At 70.6% G+C, this 18,592-nt stretch carries 14 protein-coding genes; 9 read left to right on the top strand and 5 right to left on the bottom strand.

All coding sequences use genetic code 11. From position 1 onward, the window contains the following. On the bottom strand, window positions 1–1,205 hold a 1,205-nt coding region (locus B3611_RS08365; RefSeq protein ID WP_291314625.1), incomplete at its 3' end, for a DEAD/DEAH box helicase. A gap of 176 nt (window positions 1,206–1,381) precedes the next feature. Here B3611_RS08365 and B3611_RS08360 point away from each other — a divergent pair. Genes B3611_RS08360 through B3611_RS08330 form a run of 7 tightly spaced genes read left to right on the top strand, consistent with a single transcriptional unit; the run spans window position 1,382 to window position 12,945 of the window. Then, window positions 1,382–1,606: a DUF3107 domain-containing protein gene (locus tag B3611_RS08360; RefSeq protein ID WP_291314624.1), complete on the top strand. Its 225-nt coding sequence runs from the start codon at window positions 1,382–1,384 to the stop codon at window positions 1,604–1,606. A gap of 22 nt (window positions 1,607–1,628) precedes the next feature. Beyond that, the gene (locus tag B3611_RS08355) at window positions 1,629–2,537 is read left to right on the top strand and encodes a DUF3152 domain-containing protein (RefSeq protein ID WP_291314623.1); all 909 of its coding nucleotides are present in this window, start codon (window positions 1,629–1,631) and stop codon (window positions 2,535–2,537) included. 10 nt (window positions 2,538–2,547) lie between these two features. After that, a complete protein-coding gene (locus B3611_RS08350) occupies window positions 2,548–3,255 on the top strand; it encodes a hypothetical protein (protein ID WP_291314622.1) in 708 nt (235 codons plus the stop codon). An 18-nt stretch (window positions 3,256–3,273) separates the two neighbouring features. After that, a complete protein-coding gene (locus B3611_RS08345; RefSeq protein ID WP_291314628.1) occupies window positions 3,274–6,396 on the top strand; it encodes an ATP-dependent DNA helicase in 3,123 nt (1,040 codons plus the stop codon). Continuing rightward, window positions 6,389–9,706 carry an ATP-dependent helicase gene (locus tag B3611_RS08340; protein ID WP_291314621.1) on the top strand — a complete coding sequence of 1,106 codons (3,318 nt, stop codon included), beginning with the start codon at window positions 6,389–6,391 and terminating at the stop codon, window positions 9,704–9,706. Before B3611_RS08345 ends, B3611_RS08340 begins: the two co-directional genes overlap by 8 nt. Before the next feature lie 32 nt (window positions 9,707–9,738). Next, complete coding sequence (locus tag B3611_RS08335; RefSeq protein ID WP_291314627.1) at window positions 9,739–10,836, top strand: potassium channel family protein; 1,098 nt, start codon at window positions 9,739–9,741, stop codon at window positions 10,834–10,836. A gap of 60 nt (window positions 10,837–10,896) precedes the next feature. Beyond that, window positions 10,897–12,945, top strand: a complete 2,049-nt coding sequence (locus tag B3611_RS08330; RefSeq protein ID WP_291314620.1) for an ATP-dependent DNA helicase UvrD2 — start codon at window positions 10,897–10,899, stop codon at window positions 12,943–12,945. A gap of 22 nt (window positions 12,946–12,967) precedes the next feature. On the opposite strand, the gene B3611_RS08325 is transcribed toward B3611_RS08330, so the two are convergent. Beyond that, entirely contained in the window at window positions 12,968–13,813 is an 846-nt protein-coding gene (locus tag B3611_RS08325; RefSeq protein WP_291314619.1) for a hypothetical protein, read from the bottom strand. 116 nt (window positions 13,814–13,929) lie between these two features. On the opposite strand from B3611_RS08325, the gene B3611_RS08320 reads away from it, so the two are divergent. Continuing rightward, window positions 13,930–14,469 (top strand): M48 family metallopeptidase, encoded by a 540-nt coding sequence (locus B3611_RS08320; RefSeq protein WP_291314618.1) that lies wholly within the window; start codon window positions 13,930–13,932, stop codon window positions 14,467–14,469. Window positions 14,470–14,512: 43 nt separating this feature from the next. Here B3611_RS08320 and B3611_RS08315 read toward each other — a convergent pair whose 3' ends face one another. After that, window positions 14,513–15,985, bottom strand: a complete 1,473-nt coding sequence (locus tag B3611_RS08315) for a zinc-dependent metalloprotease (RefSeq protein WP_291314617.1) — start codon at window positions 15,983–15,985, stop codon at window positions 14,513–14,515. A 315-nt stretch (window positions 15,986–16,300) separates the two neighbouring features. On the opposite strand from B3611_RS08315, the gene B3611_RS08310 reads away from it, so the two are divergent. Then, entirely contained in the window at window positions 16,301–17,335 is a 1,035-nt protein-coding gene (locus tag B3611_RS08310) for a YlbL family protein (protein WP_291314626.1), read from the top strand. Here B3611_RS08310 and B3611_RS08305 read toward each other — a convergent pair. Beyond that, on the bottom strand, window positions 17,332–18,015 hold the full coding sequence (locus B3611_RS08305) for a hypothetical protein (RefSeq protein ID WP_291314616.1): 684 nt from the start codon (window positions 18,013–18,015) through the stop codon (window positions 17,332–17,334). The two genes, B3611_RS08310 and B3611_RS08305, sit on opposite strands and share 4 nt — an antisense overlap. A gap of 35 nt (window positions 18,016–18,050) precedes the next feature. Beyond that, window positions 18,051–18,587, bottom strand: a complete 537-nt coding sequence (locus tag B3611_RS08300) for a PPA1309 family protein (RefSeq protein WP_291314615.1) — start codon at window positions 18,585–18,587, stop codon at window positions 18,051–18,053. Window positions 18,588–18,592 lie beyond the last annotated feature (5 nt).

The following is an 18,592-nucleotide window of genomic DNA, read 5'->3' as shown; positions in this document are numbered from 1 at the left end:
AGCGCCTCGCGCAGCTCGGGGGAGGTGGAGAACCAAGAGGGGAGGTCGGCCATTCCCAGGCCGAGCTCGTTGTTGATCAGCTCCCACTTGTGCCCCTCGTCGAACCCGACCAGGGTGACCGCGATGCCGGAGTGGTTCGCGCGCCCGGTGCGCCCGATGCGGTGCACGTAGGTCATCGGGTCATCGGGGGCCTGGTAGTTGATCACGTGGGTCACGTCGTCCACGTCGATGCCTCGGGCGGCGACGTCGGTGGCCACCAGGATTTCGACCTCACCGGTGCGGAAGGCGGTCAGCGAGCGCTCCCGGGCCTCCTGGCCCATGTCACCGTGGACGGAGGCGACGGTGAAACCACGCGAGGCCATGTCCTCGGCCACTTCGGCGGCGGAGCGCTTCGTGCGGGCGAAGATGATCGTCCGACCCCGCCCGCGCGCCTGCAGAATGCGCGCGGTGACCTCCGGCTTGTCCATTCGGTGGGAGAGAAAGGCAACCTGCCGCGTGGTGGCGTGGGTGGGGGCGGCGTCCTCCATCTCGGCTCGGATGTGCATGGGGTGGTCCATCATCGAGCGCGCGAGGGTGAGGATCGGGCCGGGCATGGTCGCCGAGAACAGCATCGTCTGCACGGGGGAGCCCAGCCCGACCCAGAGCTTCTGGATGGCGGGGAGGAAACCCATGTCGAGCATCTCGTCGGCCTCGTCGAGAACGAGAATGGCCACGCGGTCGAGCCGGAGATCCCCGCGCTCGTGGAGGTCAATCAGACGCCCCGGGGTGCCGACAACCACGTCGACGCCCGATTCGAGGGCGTCGATCTGCTCCTCGTAGGGGCGCCCGCCGTAGATCGTCGTCAAGCGGAGCGGCGTGTAGCGGGCCGCGGCCGCGAGGTCCTTGGTGACCTGCACCGCGAGTTCGCGCGTGGGGACGACGACGAGCGCCCGGGGGGTGCCGTCGGGCTCGTCAATGCCGGCATCGTCGAAGACCCGGTCGAGCAGGGGAACCCCGAACCCGTAGGTCTTGCCCATGCCGGTGCGGGCCTGGCCGATCAGGTCGCGGCCGTCGAGGGCGAGGGGAATCGCGAGCTCCTGGATTGAGAACGTGCGGTCAATGCCGATCTCCGCGAGGGCGTCCACGATCTCCGCGGCTACGCCGAGCTGCGCGAACGTCGGCTCGGCCTGCTGCCGCGGACGCTGGCTGTCGTCTGAGTAGGGCACCCCATCATCTTAGCGGGAGGCCGTTACAATGGGCTCACCGCTGCGACAGCGCAACGGCAGCGCAGCAACCACGGGGCGCACCGCCCCACCCCCGCCCCGCCGAGGGCCGGGCCCCGCCCGGGAACGCGGGGGCGGAAACTGCAGCGAAACGCAACGAAGGACAGTGATTCACACTCATGGATATCAAGATCGGTCTCGCCGACAGCCCGCGCGAACTCGTCATCGCGAGCGACGGCAACCAGGACGACATCATTTCCCAGGTCACCCGCGCCATCGAGGGCGGGGAGCCGACCGTTGCGATGAGCGACGACCGGGGCCGGAAATACGTCGTGCGCACGGAGAAGATCTCCTACGTCGAAGTGGGCAACACCACCGCCCGTACGGTTGGCTTCACGCCGTAAGCGCGGGTTAGATTAAGTCGCTATGACGCGACACCACGCCACACCCCCGGAGCAGCGGAAGCCGGAAGGGCGCGATTCCTTCTTCGTGCGTTTCGCCCGGGAGTACGGCTGGCGCGCCTACGCCATCCCGGTGCTGGCGGTGATCACCGCCCTCGTGCTGGCGAACATGGTGCAGAACCCGGGGGAGAGCGCCGTCGCAGATTCGGGCCCCGCCAGCTCAACGACCGCCACCCCGGCCACGCGCACCCCGGCGGATTTGCCCGAGGGCGCGCTCAACCCCAACGACCTTCCCCCGGGTGGTGCCTACACCGAGCAGGGCAGGGGCACCTACCACGAGGTGGGCAAGCCCGGGGCGAAGGCGGGTAGCGGGGAGGAGCAGGTTGTCCGCTACGTTGTCGAGATCGAGGACGGCGTGGACGCGGCGAGTTACGGGGGAGATGACGGCTTCGCCTCGCTTATCGACGCCACCTTCGCCGATCCCCGGGGATGGACGAACGACCCCCGGTTCCGCTTCGAGCGCGTGACCGGCGCGGATAAACCCGATCTGCGCATCCAGTTGACCTCGGTGGGCACCACCCGCGAGCGCTGCGGCGCCGATCTGGGCCTGGAGGTGAGCTGCCGCACCACCATCACAGGGGAAAGCACCGTGGTGGTCAACGAGTCGCGCTGGGTGAGGGGTGCCGCTCCCTTCGAGGGCGACCTGGGGCGCTACCGCCAGTACCTGATCAACCACGAGGTCGGCCACGCCCTGGGCTTCGCCGCCCACGAGGCCTGCCCCGCCAACGGGGAGCTGGCACCGGTGATGATGCAGCAGACGCTGAGTCTGAGCAACGCCGAGCTCCACGCCCTCGACTCGTCCGAGGTCTACCCCGACACCGGGGAGACCTGCCTGGCAAACCCGTGGCCCTACCCGCGGCCCGCGGTTTTGTAAGCTCGCAGGCGTGGACATACCAGAGCACGTACTCGCAGCGTTCCAGATCCAGGGTGAGGTGGCTGCGCCAGCAGGCCCCGCCTGGGACTACGGCGCCCGCCTCGGCCGGTTCGTGGTGGCGCACGCGGGGCCGACGGCCGCGTGGTCGGCCAAGGTACGGGAACGACTCGCCCCGCAGGGACTGAGGGTGGCCCGGCCCGTGCGCGCCACCGACGGGCGCTTTGTCGTCGGCGGCTACAAGGCCAGCGATTTCGCCGAGGGGGATGTCACGTCGCGCGTCGACGAGGTGATCGCCGCGGCGCTCGCCTTCGACGACGCGATGGCGGACGTGGCAGCGCCGGGTGCGGACCGCACCGACCGCTGGGCGGAGGCGGACCGGGCAGCCTGGCAGGGCGCGGAGACGGAGGGGCCGGTGCAGGTGGCGCACGCCGACTTCTTCCACACCTGCATCTTCTCGGGGATGCTCCCGCCCCTGCTCACCGACATCGTGCCCACCGCCGAGCCGCGACCCGTCGGTTATACGGCCGCGCTCGTGCTTGTCGACGGCCTCCTCACCCGCTCGGTCGACGAACTCGTGGTCTCCCGGTGGGCGCATATCGCGGACCTGCCCGCCCTGGCGATGCGTGCCCTGGACTACCGCGAAATCCTCGACGACGCAGAGGGGTCGAACATGCGTTCGAATATCGCCCGCGTGCGTTCGCTGTTGATGTCCGCCTAGCCTGACACAATGGGTGGCATGCATGTCGCCCGCTCCACCTCCTCCGCCAACCCCGGTGCCGCCAACCCCGGTGCCGCCAACCCCGGTGCGCCGGTCCCCGCGACCCCACGGGCCTTTCTCGTCCCCCGGGAGCGGGAGCGTCCGGAGAGAACGTGGCCTGTCGCCCCGCCCCTGTCCGGCACCTGGAAGGTGACGGGGGAGGCGGGATCGGGGGTCTCCAGCTTCCTCGTCGACACCGCGGTGCGCGCGATCGAGGCGGGAGCGGATCCGCGCGGGGTGCTCCTGCTTACCGCGTCGAAGGAGTCCGCCTCCCGCCTGCGCGTCGAGCTTTCGGATCGTCTCGCCGGATCGGGGTTCGTCACGGATGCCCCCCTGGTTCGCTCGGTCCACTCCCTCGCCTTCGCACTGGTGCGCCAGAGTTCAGAGGAGCCCATCCGCCTGATCTCGGGTGCCGAGCAGGACGCGGTCATCCGACAGCTCCTGCAGGGCAACGCCGCCGACGGGCGGGGGACGTGGCCGGTGGAGCTGCGCCCCGCGCTGACCCTCGTCGGCTTCGCGCGGCAGCTGCGCGACTTCCTCCTGCGTTCCGTCGAGCGCCAGCTCGGCCCTGATGAACTGCGCGACCTCGGGGAGATCCACGGTCGGCCGATCTGGGGTGCCTCCGGTGACTTTCTCCGCGAGTATCGGCAGGTCATGGCCCTGTCGGGCGCCCGAAACCTCTCCGCATCCGAGCTCGTGGCCGAGGCGCTGCGCGTCCCGTCCGGGCAGACGTGGCACACGGTTCTCGTTGACGACGCGCAGCACCTCGATCCCGCCTCCGCCGAACTCGTCCGCCGCCTCGTGGATTCCGCGGACCTCGGAATTGTCGCGGGAGACGAGGAGCAGTCCGTGTTCCATTTCCGGGGTGCATCACCCCATTTCCTCCACAACCTGGGTGGCCTGGAGCACCAGCTCATCGACCTCGGCCGGTCGCGGCGCACCCCGGAGTGCTCCGTTGTGGTGGCGGCCTCGGCATCGGCGCAGAACGCGGTGCTTGTGGACACCCTCAGGCGGTCCCACCTGGAGGAGGGGGTCGATTACCGGGAAATGGCCGTGGTCGTGCGCTCCACCGGCATGCTCGAACCGGTCCGCCGAGCGCTGCTGCACGCCGGTGTCCCCGCCGCCCTCAACCCGACGGATGTGGTGCTCAGCGAGCAGCGGATTGTCGCGTCCCTGCTCCTCGGGTTGCGCGCGCTCAACGAGGAGCTCACCGCGCCCGAATGGCGGGACCTGCTCCTCGGTCCGGTCGGTGGTACCGACCCGGTCACGCTGCGGCGCCTGCTCCGGGAAATCCGCCGCTGGGCGCCCGGGGAGAGGGCCGAGGAGACGCTGCGCGGGCTGCTGCTCGACCGCGGTGGCCTGCCCGACTTTGGCACCATGCTGACCGACCGCGAACTGGACATCCTCACCCACATCCGCGCCATCATCGATGCCGGGCGCACCGCCCAGGAGGACGGGGGAACCGTCGAAGAGGTTCTCTGGGCCGTGTGGAACGCCGCCGGCCTGGCGAACCGCCTGCTCGCGATCGCGCTGCGCGGCGGGGCCACCGGCTCCCAGGCGGACCGGGACCTCGACTCCGTCATGGCACTCTTCGACGCGGCGGGAGATTTCACGGAACGCCGGGCATCGGCGGGCGTGGACTCCTTCGTCTCCTACATCCTGGAGCAGGTCCTGCCCACGGGTGTGCGCGACCGGCGCACGGCCACGCCCGACGCCGTCGCCCTCCTCACTGCGCACGGAGTGGCGGGCCGTGAGTTCCGGCGCGTCATCGTCACAGGGGTGCAGGAGCAGACGTGGCCCGCCCTGGGGGAGACGGGAACGATGTTCGGCCAGGAAGACCTCGTGGACCTCATCGACAACGGCGTGGACCCGGCGGTTCCGGTCTCGCACAAGGCCGAACGACTGACTGAGGAGCGGCGGTTGTTCGCCCTGGCCACCAGCCGCGCCACGGAGCGGGTGCTGGTCACCGCGGTCGACGAACCGGACGGTGAGGAGGTGGTGGAACCCTCGCGCTTCGTCGAGGAATTCGCCGCGGACCGCGGCATCACCGTCCACCGGGTGCTCGCTGAGGACCGCACGCTCACCGTCTCCACCGGCAAGGGGGAGGAGGGGGGCGGGGCCCCCGTTCTGCGGGTGCTCGCGCACGACGAGCTCATCGCCGAGCTGCGGGGCGCGCTTGCCGCCGAAGAATCCGACGAGGTGACCCGGGCGCAGGCGGCGCGCCAGCTGGCCAGGCTGGCGGAGGCCGGGGTGCCCGGGGCGGACCCGGGCGAGTGGTGGACGGTCACGGAGCCGTCGTCAAGCGAGGCGTTGTCCGTGCGCGGGCGGCTGTCGCCGTCCCGAATCGAGAGCCTGCTGGAATGCCCGATGCGTTCTGTTCTGCAGCGCATGCTCGGGCTGGATTCCTCGCTGAACATGGTGTGGGGTTCCATGGCCCACGCGTACCTGGAGGCGCTGGGCCGCGGTGTTGACGAGGTCGTCGCCCGCCGGGCCACCGTCGAGGCGCGCCGGGCCGCGGATGACGCGCCGCGCTGGAAGGGGGAGCGGGACATCGCGGAGTTCGAGAAGATGCTCGTCCACGTCAACGGGTGGTTCGAGTCCTCGCGCTCGGCGTTCACCCAGGTGGCCGTGGAGGCTGGCGTGGACGTGCAGGTCACCCCGGAGCTGCGGATCGTGGGGCGGATGGACCGGCTCGAGCGGGAGGAGAGCGGCGCGTACCACGTCGTCGATCTGAAGACCGGAAGGAGTGCGCCCTCGTCCGCGAAGATGGGGGAGAACGCCCAGCTCACCGCGTACCAGCTGGCTCTCTCGCGCGGCGTGCTGCGCGACGGGGAGGTTGTCACGGCGGACCCCGGCGAGGATCCCCTGGAGGTGGGCGGGGCGGTCCTCGTCTACCCGCGGGTCAACAAGGCGGGCGCCACGCGCCTCCAGGCCCCGAAAAGCCCCGGGGAGCTTGTCGAGTTCACCGAGGCAATCGCCCCCCTGCCCGCCGCAATGGCCGGCCCCGAACTGCTCGCCCGGACGGGGCAGCACTGCGACCGCTGCGCGGTGCGCGCCCTGTGCCCCGTCCAGCCCGAAGGACAGGTGATCACCAATGGTTAACCCCGCCGCGCGCGAACCCATGAGCCCCGTCGTGCTCTCGCGCTACCTCGGCCAGGCGTTCCCGCCCACCGCGCAGCAGGCTGAGATCATCGGGGCGGAACCGGGCCCGCTGCTCGTGGTGGCGGGCGCCGGCGCCGGAAAAACCGAGACGATGGCGGCGCGCGTGGTGTGGCTCGTGGCCAACGGTTACGCCCGCCCGGATGAGATCCTCGGTCTCACGTTCACCCGCAAGGCCGCGCAGGAGCTGGGCAAGCGCATCCGTGATCGTCTGGCCACGCTGGCCTCCAACACCGAGCTCATCCGCAGGCTGGACCCCAGCGGCGAGCTTGCCGCAGCGCTCACGGTCATCGCCCCCTCCGTCTCCACCTACGACTCCTACGCCGGGGACCTGATCCGCGAGTACGGCCTTCTCGTCCCCGTCGAACCCGACGCTCGCCTGATCACGGATGCCGAGCTGCACGCCATCGCACACGAGGTGGTCACATCGTTCAGCGGGGACCTCCTCCCCGACGGGATCGAGAACGCGTCCGTGGGCACGGTCGTGCAGGACCTGCTCGCGCTCGTCTCCTCAATGGGCAACGAGCTGAGGGACCCGGAGGCGATCAGGGAGAACGCGGAGATCTTCCTGAAGGAGACCGAGGAGTTGCCGGAGGCGCCGAAGAAACCCGGGTTCAGCGCGGCGCTGGGCACGTGGCGCTCCAAGCAGGAGCTGAGGGCCAGGTACCTGCCCCTGGCCGAGGCTCTCGGAGCGGAGCTGCGCAGGCGCGGGCTGGTCACCTTCAACGAGCAGATGTCCGTGGCCGCCCGTCTCGCACAGGCCCACGCGTCGGTGGGGGAGTCCCAGCGCCGCCGGTTCCGCGTGGTGATGTTGGATGAGTACCAGGACACGTCCCACGCGCAGCGGGTCCTCCTCCGCAGCCTTTTCGGCGAGGGGCGTGACGGTGCCGAACCCCATTCCCACCCCCTGACCGTCACCGCGGTCGGTGATCCGATGCAGGCCATTTACGGCTGGCGCGGCGCCACCGCGGCCAACCTCGCCGCCTTCGTGGAGGACTTCCCCCTCCCCGACGGAACACCCGCACCGAAAAAACAGCTCACCACGTCCTGGCGCAACCCCGCCGAGGTGCTCACCCTGGCGAACACCGTCTCTGACGCGTTGCTGGGCACGGGGGAGAACCGTGCGGTAGCACCGCTGCAGCCGCGCGAGGGTGCCGGCGCCGGCGACGTCACCCTGGGCTTTTTCGGCCACGAGGACGAGGAAATCGACTTCGTCGCCGATAACCTCGCCGCCCAGTACGCCGAGTGCACGGAGCACGGGAGGGAATTCTCCGCGGCCGTGCTGGTGCGCAAGAACAAGACCTCCCCGGAGGTGGCCGAGGCGCTCGAGGCGCGGGGGGTCCCCTACGAGGTCGTCGGGCTCGCCGGGCTTCTCGACGTCCCCGAGGTCGCCGACACCGTCGCCATCGCGACCATGCTGGTTCGCCCCCACGACTCCGCCGCCGCCCTGCGCGTCCTCGCCGGTCCCGCCGTCGGTCTGGGGCTCAAGGACCTGGACGCCCTGGCCCGGCGGGCGACCAACCTGAACGGAACCGCCGCGCCCGCCGAGGAGCAGGCCCCGGACGCGCCCGCGGCCGGGGACATCGACCCCGTCGAACGGTTGAGGGAGCAGCTGGCCGAGCTGGTGGCCGGCGCCGAAAACATCATGGCCGCGGCGGACCGCCCCGCGGGGCTCACCGACGCCGTGGCCGATCTGGGCGAGCCCGAGCGCTACACGGAGGAGGGGCTCGCCCGGTTGAGGCGGCTGGCATCGAAGCTGCGCACCCTGCGCACGGGCAGTCTGGGCAAGCGCCTGCCCGACCTCTTCGCCGACATCATCTCCGCCTTCGGCATCCGCACCGAGACCATGGTGCGCCCCTCGGCCACCGGCACGGTGCACCTGGACCGCCTCCTCGAGGAGGTCGCCGCGTACCCCGGCTCCAGCGTCGACTCCCTGCTGGATTACTTCGACCTCGCCCGCTCGCACGAGGACGGCCTGACCCCCGGTTCCGTCGCGGTCAGCTCGGACAGGGTGCAGATTCTCACCGCCCACAAGGCGAAGGGGCTCGAGTGGGACACCGTCGCCGTCGTCCACGCCGATTCGGACACCTACGACGCCAAGGCGGAAACATTCCTGACCTTCATCAAGCACCTGCCGGAGGAGGAGTTCGCCGCCTTCGAGGAGGCGGGCGACCGGAAGGAGTTCGAGCAGGCCGGGAAGCATTACATCGATGAAAAACGCGACACGTTGAGGGAGGAGGCCGCCCGCCTCTTCTACGTCGCGCTGACCCGCTCGGCGCGCAAGCTGCTCATCACCGGTGCCGAGCGGAGCGCCGGGCACGTGAAATCCCACGCCCCCTACGGTCATTTCGAGTCCCTGCGCCCGCTCGTGCCGGAGGAACGCGTCGTCTGCTGGGGGCCGGACGCCGAAGCCGGCGCAGCAGACGGGGAGCGCGGGGATGCGCCCGCGCGGGAGGGCCTCTGGCCCCACCTGGACGTGCACCCCCGGGAGGCGCGGGCCGCCGCGGCGGTCGAGCGCGCCCGTACGGAGCTGCCGCCCGCCGCGGAGGGGGAGCTGTTCTCCCTCTGGGAGCGCGACACCACCGCGCTCATCGACGAGCACGAGGCGGAGCTCGCCGCCGAGGTGCCCGTGGTGATCCCGGGCGAGCTGACCGCCTCCGACGTCGTGGCCATCAAGGCGGACCCGGTGCAGTTCGCCCGCCGCGCACGCCGGCCCGTTCCCTTCAAGCCCAACGCCTACGCCAAGCGCGGCACCGCGTTCCACGAGTGGCTGGAGGAGTTCTACGGCGCACGCCCGCTCCTGAGTGAGGACGAGTTGCCCGGAAGCGACGAGGAGGACGTCGACAAGCAGACGCTCGAGCGGCTCAAGGCGAGCTTCGAGGCCAGCCCGTGGGCGCACCGCACCCCGGCGTACGTGGAGCACCCCTTCGAGCTCGCGCTCGGCGACTCCGTGGTGCGCGGCCGCATGGACGCCGTGTTCGAGGATGTGGACGGGTGGACCGTCGTGGACTGGAAGACGGGTGCCCGCCCCACGGCGGGGGAGATGGAGGCCACGAAGCTGCAGCTCGCCGTCTACCGGGAGGCGTGGAGGCGGATCGCCGGAGACGGCCGCGAGGTGCGCGCCGTGTTCTTCTACGTGCGCACGGGCGAGGACTACAGCCCCGCCGACCTGCCGGACCGCGACCAGCTCGGGGAGCTGCTTCGGCAATCCTCCGCGGGCGGGTTAAAGTTCGGTGAGGGAACACAACAGTAAGGGGCGCGACGGTGAAGCGGATCGGGAGCATCATGCCGCAGGTGACGTGGCGCGACAGGTTTCAGGGAAACCCCGGCATGGAGGAAACGCCCGTCCACACGCTTCTCGACGTCGTGCGCATCCCCACCTCCGAGCGCTCCACGCCCTGGAAGCTGATCACCCGGCGTTTCCTGTACGCGACTTTGATCGTCGTGGCAGTCTCCATCACCGTCTACTTCGACCGCCACGGTTATTCCGAGCCGCTGACCTTCATCGACGCCGTCTACTATTCCGCCGTGACCCTGTCGACGACGGGTTACGGTGACATCACTCCGGTCACCCAGAGCGCGCGGTTGGTGAACATCCTGGTCATCATGCCGTTCAGGATCGCGTTCCTCATGCTCCTGGTCGGCACCACCCTGTCCGTGCTGACGGAGGATTCCCGTCGGACGCTCCAGATCCAGCAGTGGAGGAGAACCTTGCGCAACCACACCATCATCATCGGCTACGGCACCAAGGGCCGCTCCGCCATCGACGCCCTGCTCGCGGACGGTGCCTCCCCGTCCAGCATCGTCGTCATCGACGCCGACCCCGTCGTCCTCTCCCGCGCCGAGAAGCGCGGCCTGGTCACCGTGCAGGGCAACGCCACGAAGTCGGCGGTGCTCAACATCGCCGGGGCGAGCCGGGCGCGTTCCGTGGTCGTTGCGCCCTCCTCGGACGACACCGCGGTGCTGGTCACCCTGTCCGTCCGCGAGCTGGCCCCCACCGCGATGATCGTCGCCAGCGTCCGCGAGAGTGAGAATCAGCACCTGCTCATGCAGTCGGGTGCCGATTCCGTGGTCGTCTCCTCCGAGACCGCCGGGCGCCTCCTTGGGCTGGCCACCGTCACCCCGCCCGTGGTGGCGATGATGGAGGACCTGCTGAGCCCCGACGAGGGCTTCACCGTGGCCGAGCGGCCCATCGGCGACGACGAGGTCGGGGCGAACCCGCGCCACCTCGCCGACATCGTCCTCGGCGTGGTGCGCTCCGGCGAGCTCTACCGCATCGACTCGCCGGAGGCCGAGACGGTCGAGCCGGGAGACCGCCTGCTCTACGTGCGCCACACCCAGGAATCGCCCACGTCCAGCGACCCCGTCGTGCCGCGGGAGTAAAACCACGGCCGACCCGCACCCGCCAGATGCCGCCAGACCCCGCGAGACTCCTAGGACACCATGACGATCGACCTCTCCCTCCTCGACGACGACCAGCGCGTCGCCGCCACCGCGCCCCGCGGGCCCGTATGCATCCTCGCCGGCGCGGGCACCGGCAAAACCCGCACGATCACCTACCGCATCGCCCACCTCATCGACCAGGGCATGGTCTCGCCCCAGAAGGTCCTCGCCGTCACGTTCACGCAGCGCGCCGCAGGGGAGATGCGCGACCGCCTGCGCACCATGGGCATCGGCGGGGTGCAGGCGCGCACCTTCCACGCCGCCGCGATGCGCCAACTGCGCTACTTCTGGCCCCAGATCGCCGGCGACATGCCGTGGCGGCTGCTGGACAACAAGTTCCCCCTCGTGGGCCGCGCCGCCCGCGCCGCCGGTCTGGATTCCGGCAAGGACATGGTGCGCGACCTGCTCAGCGAGATCGAGTGGGCGAAGGCCTCCGTGATCGGCGCCGACGAGTACGTCGAGCGGGTCTCCGGCACGAAACGCACACCCCCGGCCGACCCCGCCAAGGTCGCGGACGTCTACCGCATGTACGAGGAGGCGAAGTCGAGCCCGGAGGGCATGCTCCTCGACTTCGACGACCTCCTGCTCCACGTCGCCGGCGCCCTCGAGCACGCGCCCGCGGTGGCGGAGGAGTTCCGCACCCAGTACCAGAGCTTCGTGGTGGACGAGTACCAGGACGTCACACCGCTGCAGCAGCGGGTCCTCGAGGGGTGGCTCGGCCAGCGCGACGACCTCACCGTCGTCGGCGACGCCAACCAGACCATCTATTCCTTCACCGGGGCCACCCCCGACTACCTGCTCAATTTCTCGCGCACGTACGCCCACGCGACCGTCGTGAAGCTGCAGCGCGACTACCGCTCCACGCCGCAGATCACCTCGCTCGCCAACGAGGTCATCGGCAAGGCATCGGGCCGCGTGGCGGGCACCCGGCTCGAGCTCGAGGGCATGCGCCCCAACGGCCCGGCACCGACATTCAACGCCTACGACGACGAACCCACCGAGGCCCGCGAGGTCGCCGCGGCCATCCGCAAGCTTCTCGACGACGGTGTCCCCGCCCGTGAAATCGCGGTCCTCTACCGCATCAACGCCCAGTCCGCCGCGTTCGAGGCGGCCCTCTCGGACGCCGGCATCGTCTACCAGGTCCGCGGGGGTGAGGGTTTCTTCCAGCGCCCCGAAATCCGCGAGGCCACCTCGGCCCTCGTTGCCGCCGCCCGCCGCACCGACCTGCCGGACGACCCCGTCACCGTCTCCCGGGCCGCGCTCGCGCCCCTCGGCCTGACCCCCACCGAGCCCGAGGGCGCCCAGGCCCGCGAGCGCTGGCAGACGCTGTCCGCGCTCGTGGATCTCATCGAAGAGATCGTGACCCGCGGTGAGGCCGCCACGCTAGTCGACGTCCTGCGCTCCCTGCGCCAGCGCGCGGAGGCGAAGCAGCCGCCCGCCGTCGACGGGGTGACCCTGGCCAGCCTTCACGCCGCGAAGGGCCTGGAATGGGACGCCGTCTTCCTCGTCGGGCTGGTGGAGAACACCCTTCCCATCTCCCACGCCATCAAGGCGGGCGACGACCAGATCGAGGAGGAGCGCCGCCTCTTCTATGTCGGCGTCACACGCGCCCGCGAGCACCTGGGGCTCTCCTGGTCCCTCGCCCGCCAGGAGGGCGGGCGCAAGAGCCGCAGCCGCTCGCGCTTCCTCGACGGCATCGCCCCCAACCTTGAGGTGGAGAACACCCCGCAGCGCCTCAAGCGGGCCCGCGCGTGCCGGGTGTGCGGCAACCCCCTGGACACCCCGGCGGAGAAGTCCCTGGGCCGGCACAACGAGTGCGAGCCGGACTACAACGAGGACGCGTTCCTGGCCCTGAAGGCTTGGCGTCTCGACGTAGCCCGGGAGGGAGGGTTCCCGCCCTTCATGGTGTTCACGGACGCCACGCTCCTCTCCATCGCCGAGGAGTTGCCGGCCACGCCGCGCGAATTGCTGGACATCTCCGGTGTCGGCCCGGCGAAGGTGCAGAACTTCGGCGAGGGGGTCCTGGAGACCATCGCCCAGTTCCGCTGAGCCCGCGCGCTTCCGGGCTGCCTCAGTAGCACACCGGGCAGCTCGGGTGCGGCGGCACTTCCTCCCGGATCTCCGGTTCCGGACCGAAGGGGTCGACAATGAGCCGCAGACCCCGCGCCGGGTGCTCCGCGGACACCCCGGGCGGGTCGGGGGCGCCGCAAATCCGGCGCACCACCCGCGCCGCCGCGGCGGCCCCGGCGGCGATGACCAGCGGGTCCGGCTCCGGCGGGTCGTCGCGGATGGCGCGGGCCACGCGGGCCCAGTTCGCGTCCCGGTCCACGTGGTAGAGGTGGGCGCAGTGCAGGCACGGCCCGCTGCGGTCCATCCCCACGGGGCCGACGAATACGCGGGCGTCGACGAGGGAGACGGGAACGATGGGCCCCGAGCGCTGGCGCGTCAGATGCGCGAGGTGGGTGGCGGAGACGAGCTGGTCCACAACCAACAGCGGCAGCGAGCGGTCGCTGTTGGCGAGGAAGCGTTCGTGGCTCTCCCGGCGCAGCGGGGTGCGCACCTGCATGCGGGCGCTGGCCAGGAGGGAAAGGAGGGCGTCGCCAAGCGGGGTGCGCCCCACGAGTAGGGCCGCCGACGGCGGGGTGGTGACGAGCACGCGGTAGGAGAGCAGGTCGGCCACGAGGCTCAGGATCTCCTCCGGCTCAAGGCCGCATTCCGCGCGGGCTGTTTCGACGAGCCACTCCAGGCGGGTGGGGGAGCGCAGGGTGCGCAGCACCCCCGCGAGAGGCCCGGCGGCGGGCGTTTCGACGATCCCGCTGCGCGTCGCGTCCGCCCCGAACTGCAGGCTGCCCGGGCCGCGCGCGAATACGGTGGCGCCGGGCGCGAAACGCATGATCGTCGATCCCTCGAGCGCCATGGTGCCTCCCCCCCCGAAACGCATCCCGAATCACAGCCCCGAAACCCGCCCCGCAGGCCGGCTCCCCACGAGCGGGGCGATCGGGATCCATTGCAGCACAGATAGGATGGCTTGTCATGGGAACCGAATCCGCTGGAGCGCCGGGGGCCCAGCCGGTGCCCGAGGTGCGGGTGATCCGCTCGGCGCGCCGCACACGAACGATCCAGGCCCGCGAAGTCGGCGGGGTCGTAGAGGTGCGCATCCCCGCCTCCTTCACCGCGGCGCAGGAGCGCGAGGCCGTGGAAGAGATGGTGGCGCGGCTCCGCAGGAAGTCCACCTCATCCGCCCGCTCGGACACGGACCTCGAGCGCCGGGCGCGCGAGCTCAACCGCTCGGTCCTGGAGGGGCGAGCGCGTCCCGGGTCGATCCGCTGGGTGGGCAACCAGAACACAAGGTGGGGTTCGTGCACCGTCTCCACCGGCGACATCCGCATCAGCGACAGGCTGCGTGATGCCCCCGACTACGTGCTGGACTCCGTCATCGTGCACGAGCTCACGCACACATTCATTCAGGGGCATTCGGCCGAGTTCTGGGCGTGGGCCGACAGGGCGCCACGGGCGGAAAGGGCGCGGGGATACCTGGAGGCCCTCCAGCGCCTGCGCGGAGGGCAGGGCTGAAGGGCCTCTCTCAGGTGCGGGAGAGCCAGCGGAACGGGCCCTCCTAGAGCTCGGTGCCGTCCTGGCTGCCGTCGTCCCCGCCGTCGCCGTCCTCGCGGCGCAGCTCGGGGTTGTTGCGCATTTCCTCCTCCAGCTTGGCGAACTCCTCGTCCAGGTTGGTGTCGGGGGAGTCGTCGAGAAGCGTGTCGATGAACGCGGCCGGGTTGTCCAGGTCCTCGGCGGTGGGCAGGAAGTCCGGGTGGTCCCACACGGCGTCGCGCCGCTCCTGCCCGACCGCGGTGTTGGCGCGGCGCCACAGCTCCGCCGCCTCGCGGACTTTCGGGGCTCCGAGCTCGATGCCGACGATGTTGGCGAAGGCCTTCTCGGCGGAGCCGCCGGTGGCGCGGCGGCGCGCCCACGCCTCACCCAGCTGCCCGGAGGAGGGGATGCGGGAGCCGAGGGAGTCCTCCACCACCACGTCGACCCAGCCCTCGACGAGCGCGAGCAGGGTCTCCATGCGCGAGGCGGCCGCGGCATTGCGCGAGGTCACCCGCGGGGAGAGGTCCTGGCCCTGCAGCTCGTTGAGCTTGTCCTGGATCTGCTGCGGGTCGCCCGCCTCCAGGTTGAGGGAGCGGGCGATCTCCTCCAGGTGGGATGTGTCCAGCTCGAGCCCGGCGGCGTACTCCTCGACGGAGGAGACGAGGCGTTCGACGAGCCACGGCACGTGCTTGAACAGGCGCTGGCGGGCCGCCTCACGCGCCGCAAGGTAGACGAGCACGTCCTGCGCCGGCACGGAGAGGTCCTTGGACACGCCCGCCGCGTTGCGCGGCAGGATCGCCGCGACCCCGGCCGGGGCGACGGGCAGGCCGAAATCGGTGCCGGTGAGCGCCTGCTGGGCGAGGTCGCCCAGCGCGTGGCCGAGCTGCATTCCGAAGTTCATGGCGTTGACCTGGTTGAACATTCCCGCCATGGGGCCCATCATCTCGCGGGCCTCCTCGGGCATGGCCTCCATCTGCGCGCGGCCCATGTTCTCGGCCACGGGGTTTACCAGGCGCTTCCAGGTGGGCATGGTGTTGTCGAGCCAGTCCCCGGCGCCCCAGGCGGCGGCCTGCGCCCCGGAGGCGGGAAGGGTGGTGGACTCGTCCAGCCACAGATCCACCAGGCACAGGGCCTCGGCGACGGCGTTGGAGTCGGTCTCGGGAACCGGCTTCGTCTCAGTGATCCGCTGGCGCGCCATGCGCAGAGCGAGGTCGAAGTTCACCGCGTCGGACTCGTCACGGTTGTTCATCGTCGAGCCCATTCCGGAGAGCATCTGGCCGAACTGGTTGAGGATGTCGCCCAGGTTCCCACCCTGACCCGACCCCGCCGCGGAGTCGCCGAGCCCGAAGCTGAACGCCGCGAAGGGGTTGTCGGCGCGGCCGTTGCCGCCGTCACCGCTGCCACCCTTGTCGCGGTCATTGCGGCCGTCGCCGTTGTCACCGTCGCCGTCGTCGCCGCGGCCATTGAAGGGGAAGGAGAACCCGAATCCGTTGCTCATGCGCCCAAGCGTACATACGGCCCTCCGGCCGACGCGAGGATTCACCGCCGCGAAGGGCGACGCTGAGAGCGAACACCTCCCGCCCGTTCGGTTCAGTCCGCCCGCGGCCCTGGGTTAAGATGACACCCCGTGAAACCTGGAACCCCCGGAAGTTCGAGATGCCCCCAGAACCCCGGTAGCGCGGACCGCCCGGCGAAAGCCCCGCTGCCACAGGGGCAGGGCCCGCAGGGGGAGGATCCCGCCGGGCACCCGGAGGCCACTGACCCGGCAGCCCCTCACCGCCAGCACCGCTCCCGCCGCCGCGCCACCCTCGCGCTGGGTGCCCTGCCCGTCGCCGCGCTAGCGCTCGCACTGTCGGTCTCCCACATCCCCTTCACGGATATTGCCCTGACGGTTCCCTACGCCGCCGAGGGCCCGGGGCCGACGTTCAACACGCTCGGCGACGTGGACGGCACTCCCGTTGTCGACGTCGAGGGCGCGCCCCTGGACCCGACAGCGGGCAACCTCAACATGACCACGGTGTCGGTGCGCACCAACATGACCCTGACGCAGGCCCTGGGCCGCTGGGCCGTTTCCCACGACACGATCGTTCCCCTCGAGCAGGTCATTCCCCCGGACGCCACCGAGGAGCAGATGCAGGAGCAGAACAAGGAATCCTTCGTCGCCTCCGAGGCCTCCGCCACCGTTGCGGCGATGAAGTACCTGGGCAGGCCCACGAGCGTCGTCGTGCACGACACCGTCAGCGGGGCCGCCGCCGACGGGGTACTGCACGCCGGGGACGTGATCACTTCCGTCGACGGGCGCGATGTGAGCCAGCCGGGTGAGGTGCAGGACACGGTCCGCTCCCACGCGCCGGGCGACGAGCTGAAGCTCTCCGTCCGCCGTGACGGCGCGGACCAGGACCTCGCGGTGAAGCTGGGGCAGAGCAAAGAGGACGCGAAGGTCCCGCAGCTCGGCATCCTCATGAGCTCCGAGCCCGCGGACGGGGTGAACGTCTCCTACAACCTCAACGACATCGGCGGGCCGAGCGCCGGCATGATGTTCTCGCTGGCGGTGATCGACAAGCTTTCCCCGGGCGAGCTCAACGGCGGGAAGTTCGTCGCCGGCACCGGCACGATCGACGAGGACGGCAAGGTCGGGCCCATCGGAGGCATCGCGCACAAGATGGAGGCCTCGCGCCAGGCGGGCGCCCAGCTCTTCCTCGCGCCCTCCGGCAACTGTGATGAGGTGGTCAAGGCGAAGGCGGGGGACATGAAGGTCGCCAGCGTGAGCACGCTTGACGACGCCGTCAAGGCCATGCAGGACTACAGCGCGGGCCGCGATGTCGCAGCCTGCCCCGCCAACGGCTAGGAGGCCGGCTTCTCCGCCGCCGTTGCGCGTGGCGTGGTCGAGCCCGTCGCCGTCGCCTCCCCCGAGGTCGGCTCCGCGCTCTGGGACAGGCCCAGCTTGTGGATCCGCTCGCGCGGGTCCTCCTGGTCGGAGGAGATGAGCTGCTGCAGCACCTGGCCCTTCTCGTTGTCCACGACGGTGATGATGGCCGAGGTGCCCAGGGTGGACCAGCCCACCACGCGCGTCCCGTTGTCCTCCACGATGCGCGAGCTGCGCAGCTCCGTGAGCAGCTGGGTCGTCGAGGCGGCCTTGGCGTCCGAGTCGAAGAGCTGGAACTGCCCGATCTCGGGGCCGGAGCAGTCGTAGGAACCGGCCATGTCCGTCTGGCTGCACGTCTCCAGCTGCGCGAACAGGGACGCGGGGGCGAGTGTGGAGAAGCGCTTGGACACGTCGTCGACAAGCTGCTTGTTCTGCGAGCGCTCCCCGCGCGAGCTTGTCGACGTCCCGCTGGCCGCCGTGGAGGAGGTTTCCGGGCTGGTTGAAACCTCGGTGGATGTCTCCGTGGTGGTGGACTCCCCGGCGGTGGTTTGCCCGGCGCCGGGTTTGGGCTGGGCGGGTTCGTTCCTCGCGCAACCGGTGAGGACGAGCGCGGAACACGCGGCGGCGATGGCCGTCAGACGGGCGGGGTGAATGCGGTGCACTCGGGGTCTCCTTGGGGTGGGGGAGGTGTCGGGGGTTAGCTTAATTCAAATTCGTCGGGGTCCTGCTCGAGGCCGAAGCGCAGCGCCGCGATGACGTGGGGTGCGACACCGGGGCCGCCGCGCAGCTCGATGTCGTCCTGCGCGAAGGGCCCCTTCGCCTCCAGCTCCTCCTCGGTGGGGCGCAGCTGCAGGAGGGTGAGCTCCAGATCCTCGCCCCGCAGCACCCCGGAGAACAGGCGCGCGGCGCGGGGCTCCGCGGTGTCGGGCGCGGAGGCGTCGCGGAAGACAATCTCCTGCGCGAGCACGACCCCCTCGACCTCGCGGGGCCAGGCGAGGCGCGCGACGTACTCCGCGAGCTCCTCTGAGCCCGGGAGGATCGTCTCGGGGAGGTTGTCCTGGACCACGAGGGTCAGCGGCGAGTCCGCGCCCTCCGTGTCGAGACGGTCGAACTGGTCCACCAGCAGATCCGTGGGCACGAGGGCGAAGAGGGTGGGGCCGGCATCCCACCCCTCGGCGTGGACGAATTCCACGGCTTCCATCATGGCTTTATTGAGTGCTGGCTGGGAAAGCATGGGGG

The sequence above is a fragment of the Corynebacterium sp. UBA2622 genome (assembly GCF_002339505.1).
GTDB lineage: Bacteria > Actinomycetota > Actinomycetes > Mycobacteriales > Mycobacteriaceae > Corynebacterium.
The sequence above is the reverse complement of the archived record's forward strand: the minus strand, read 5'-3'. Positions and strand labels throughout refer to the sequence as shown.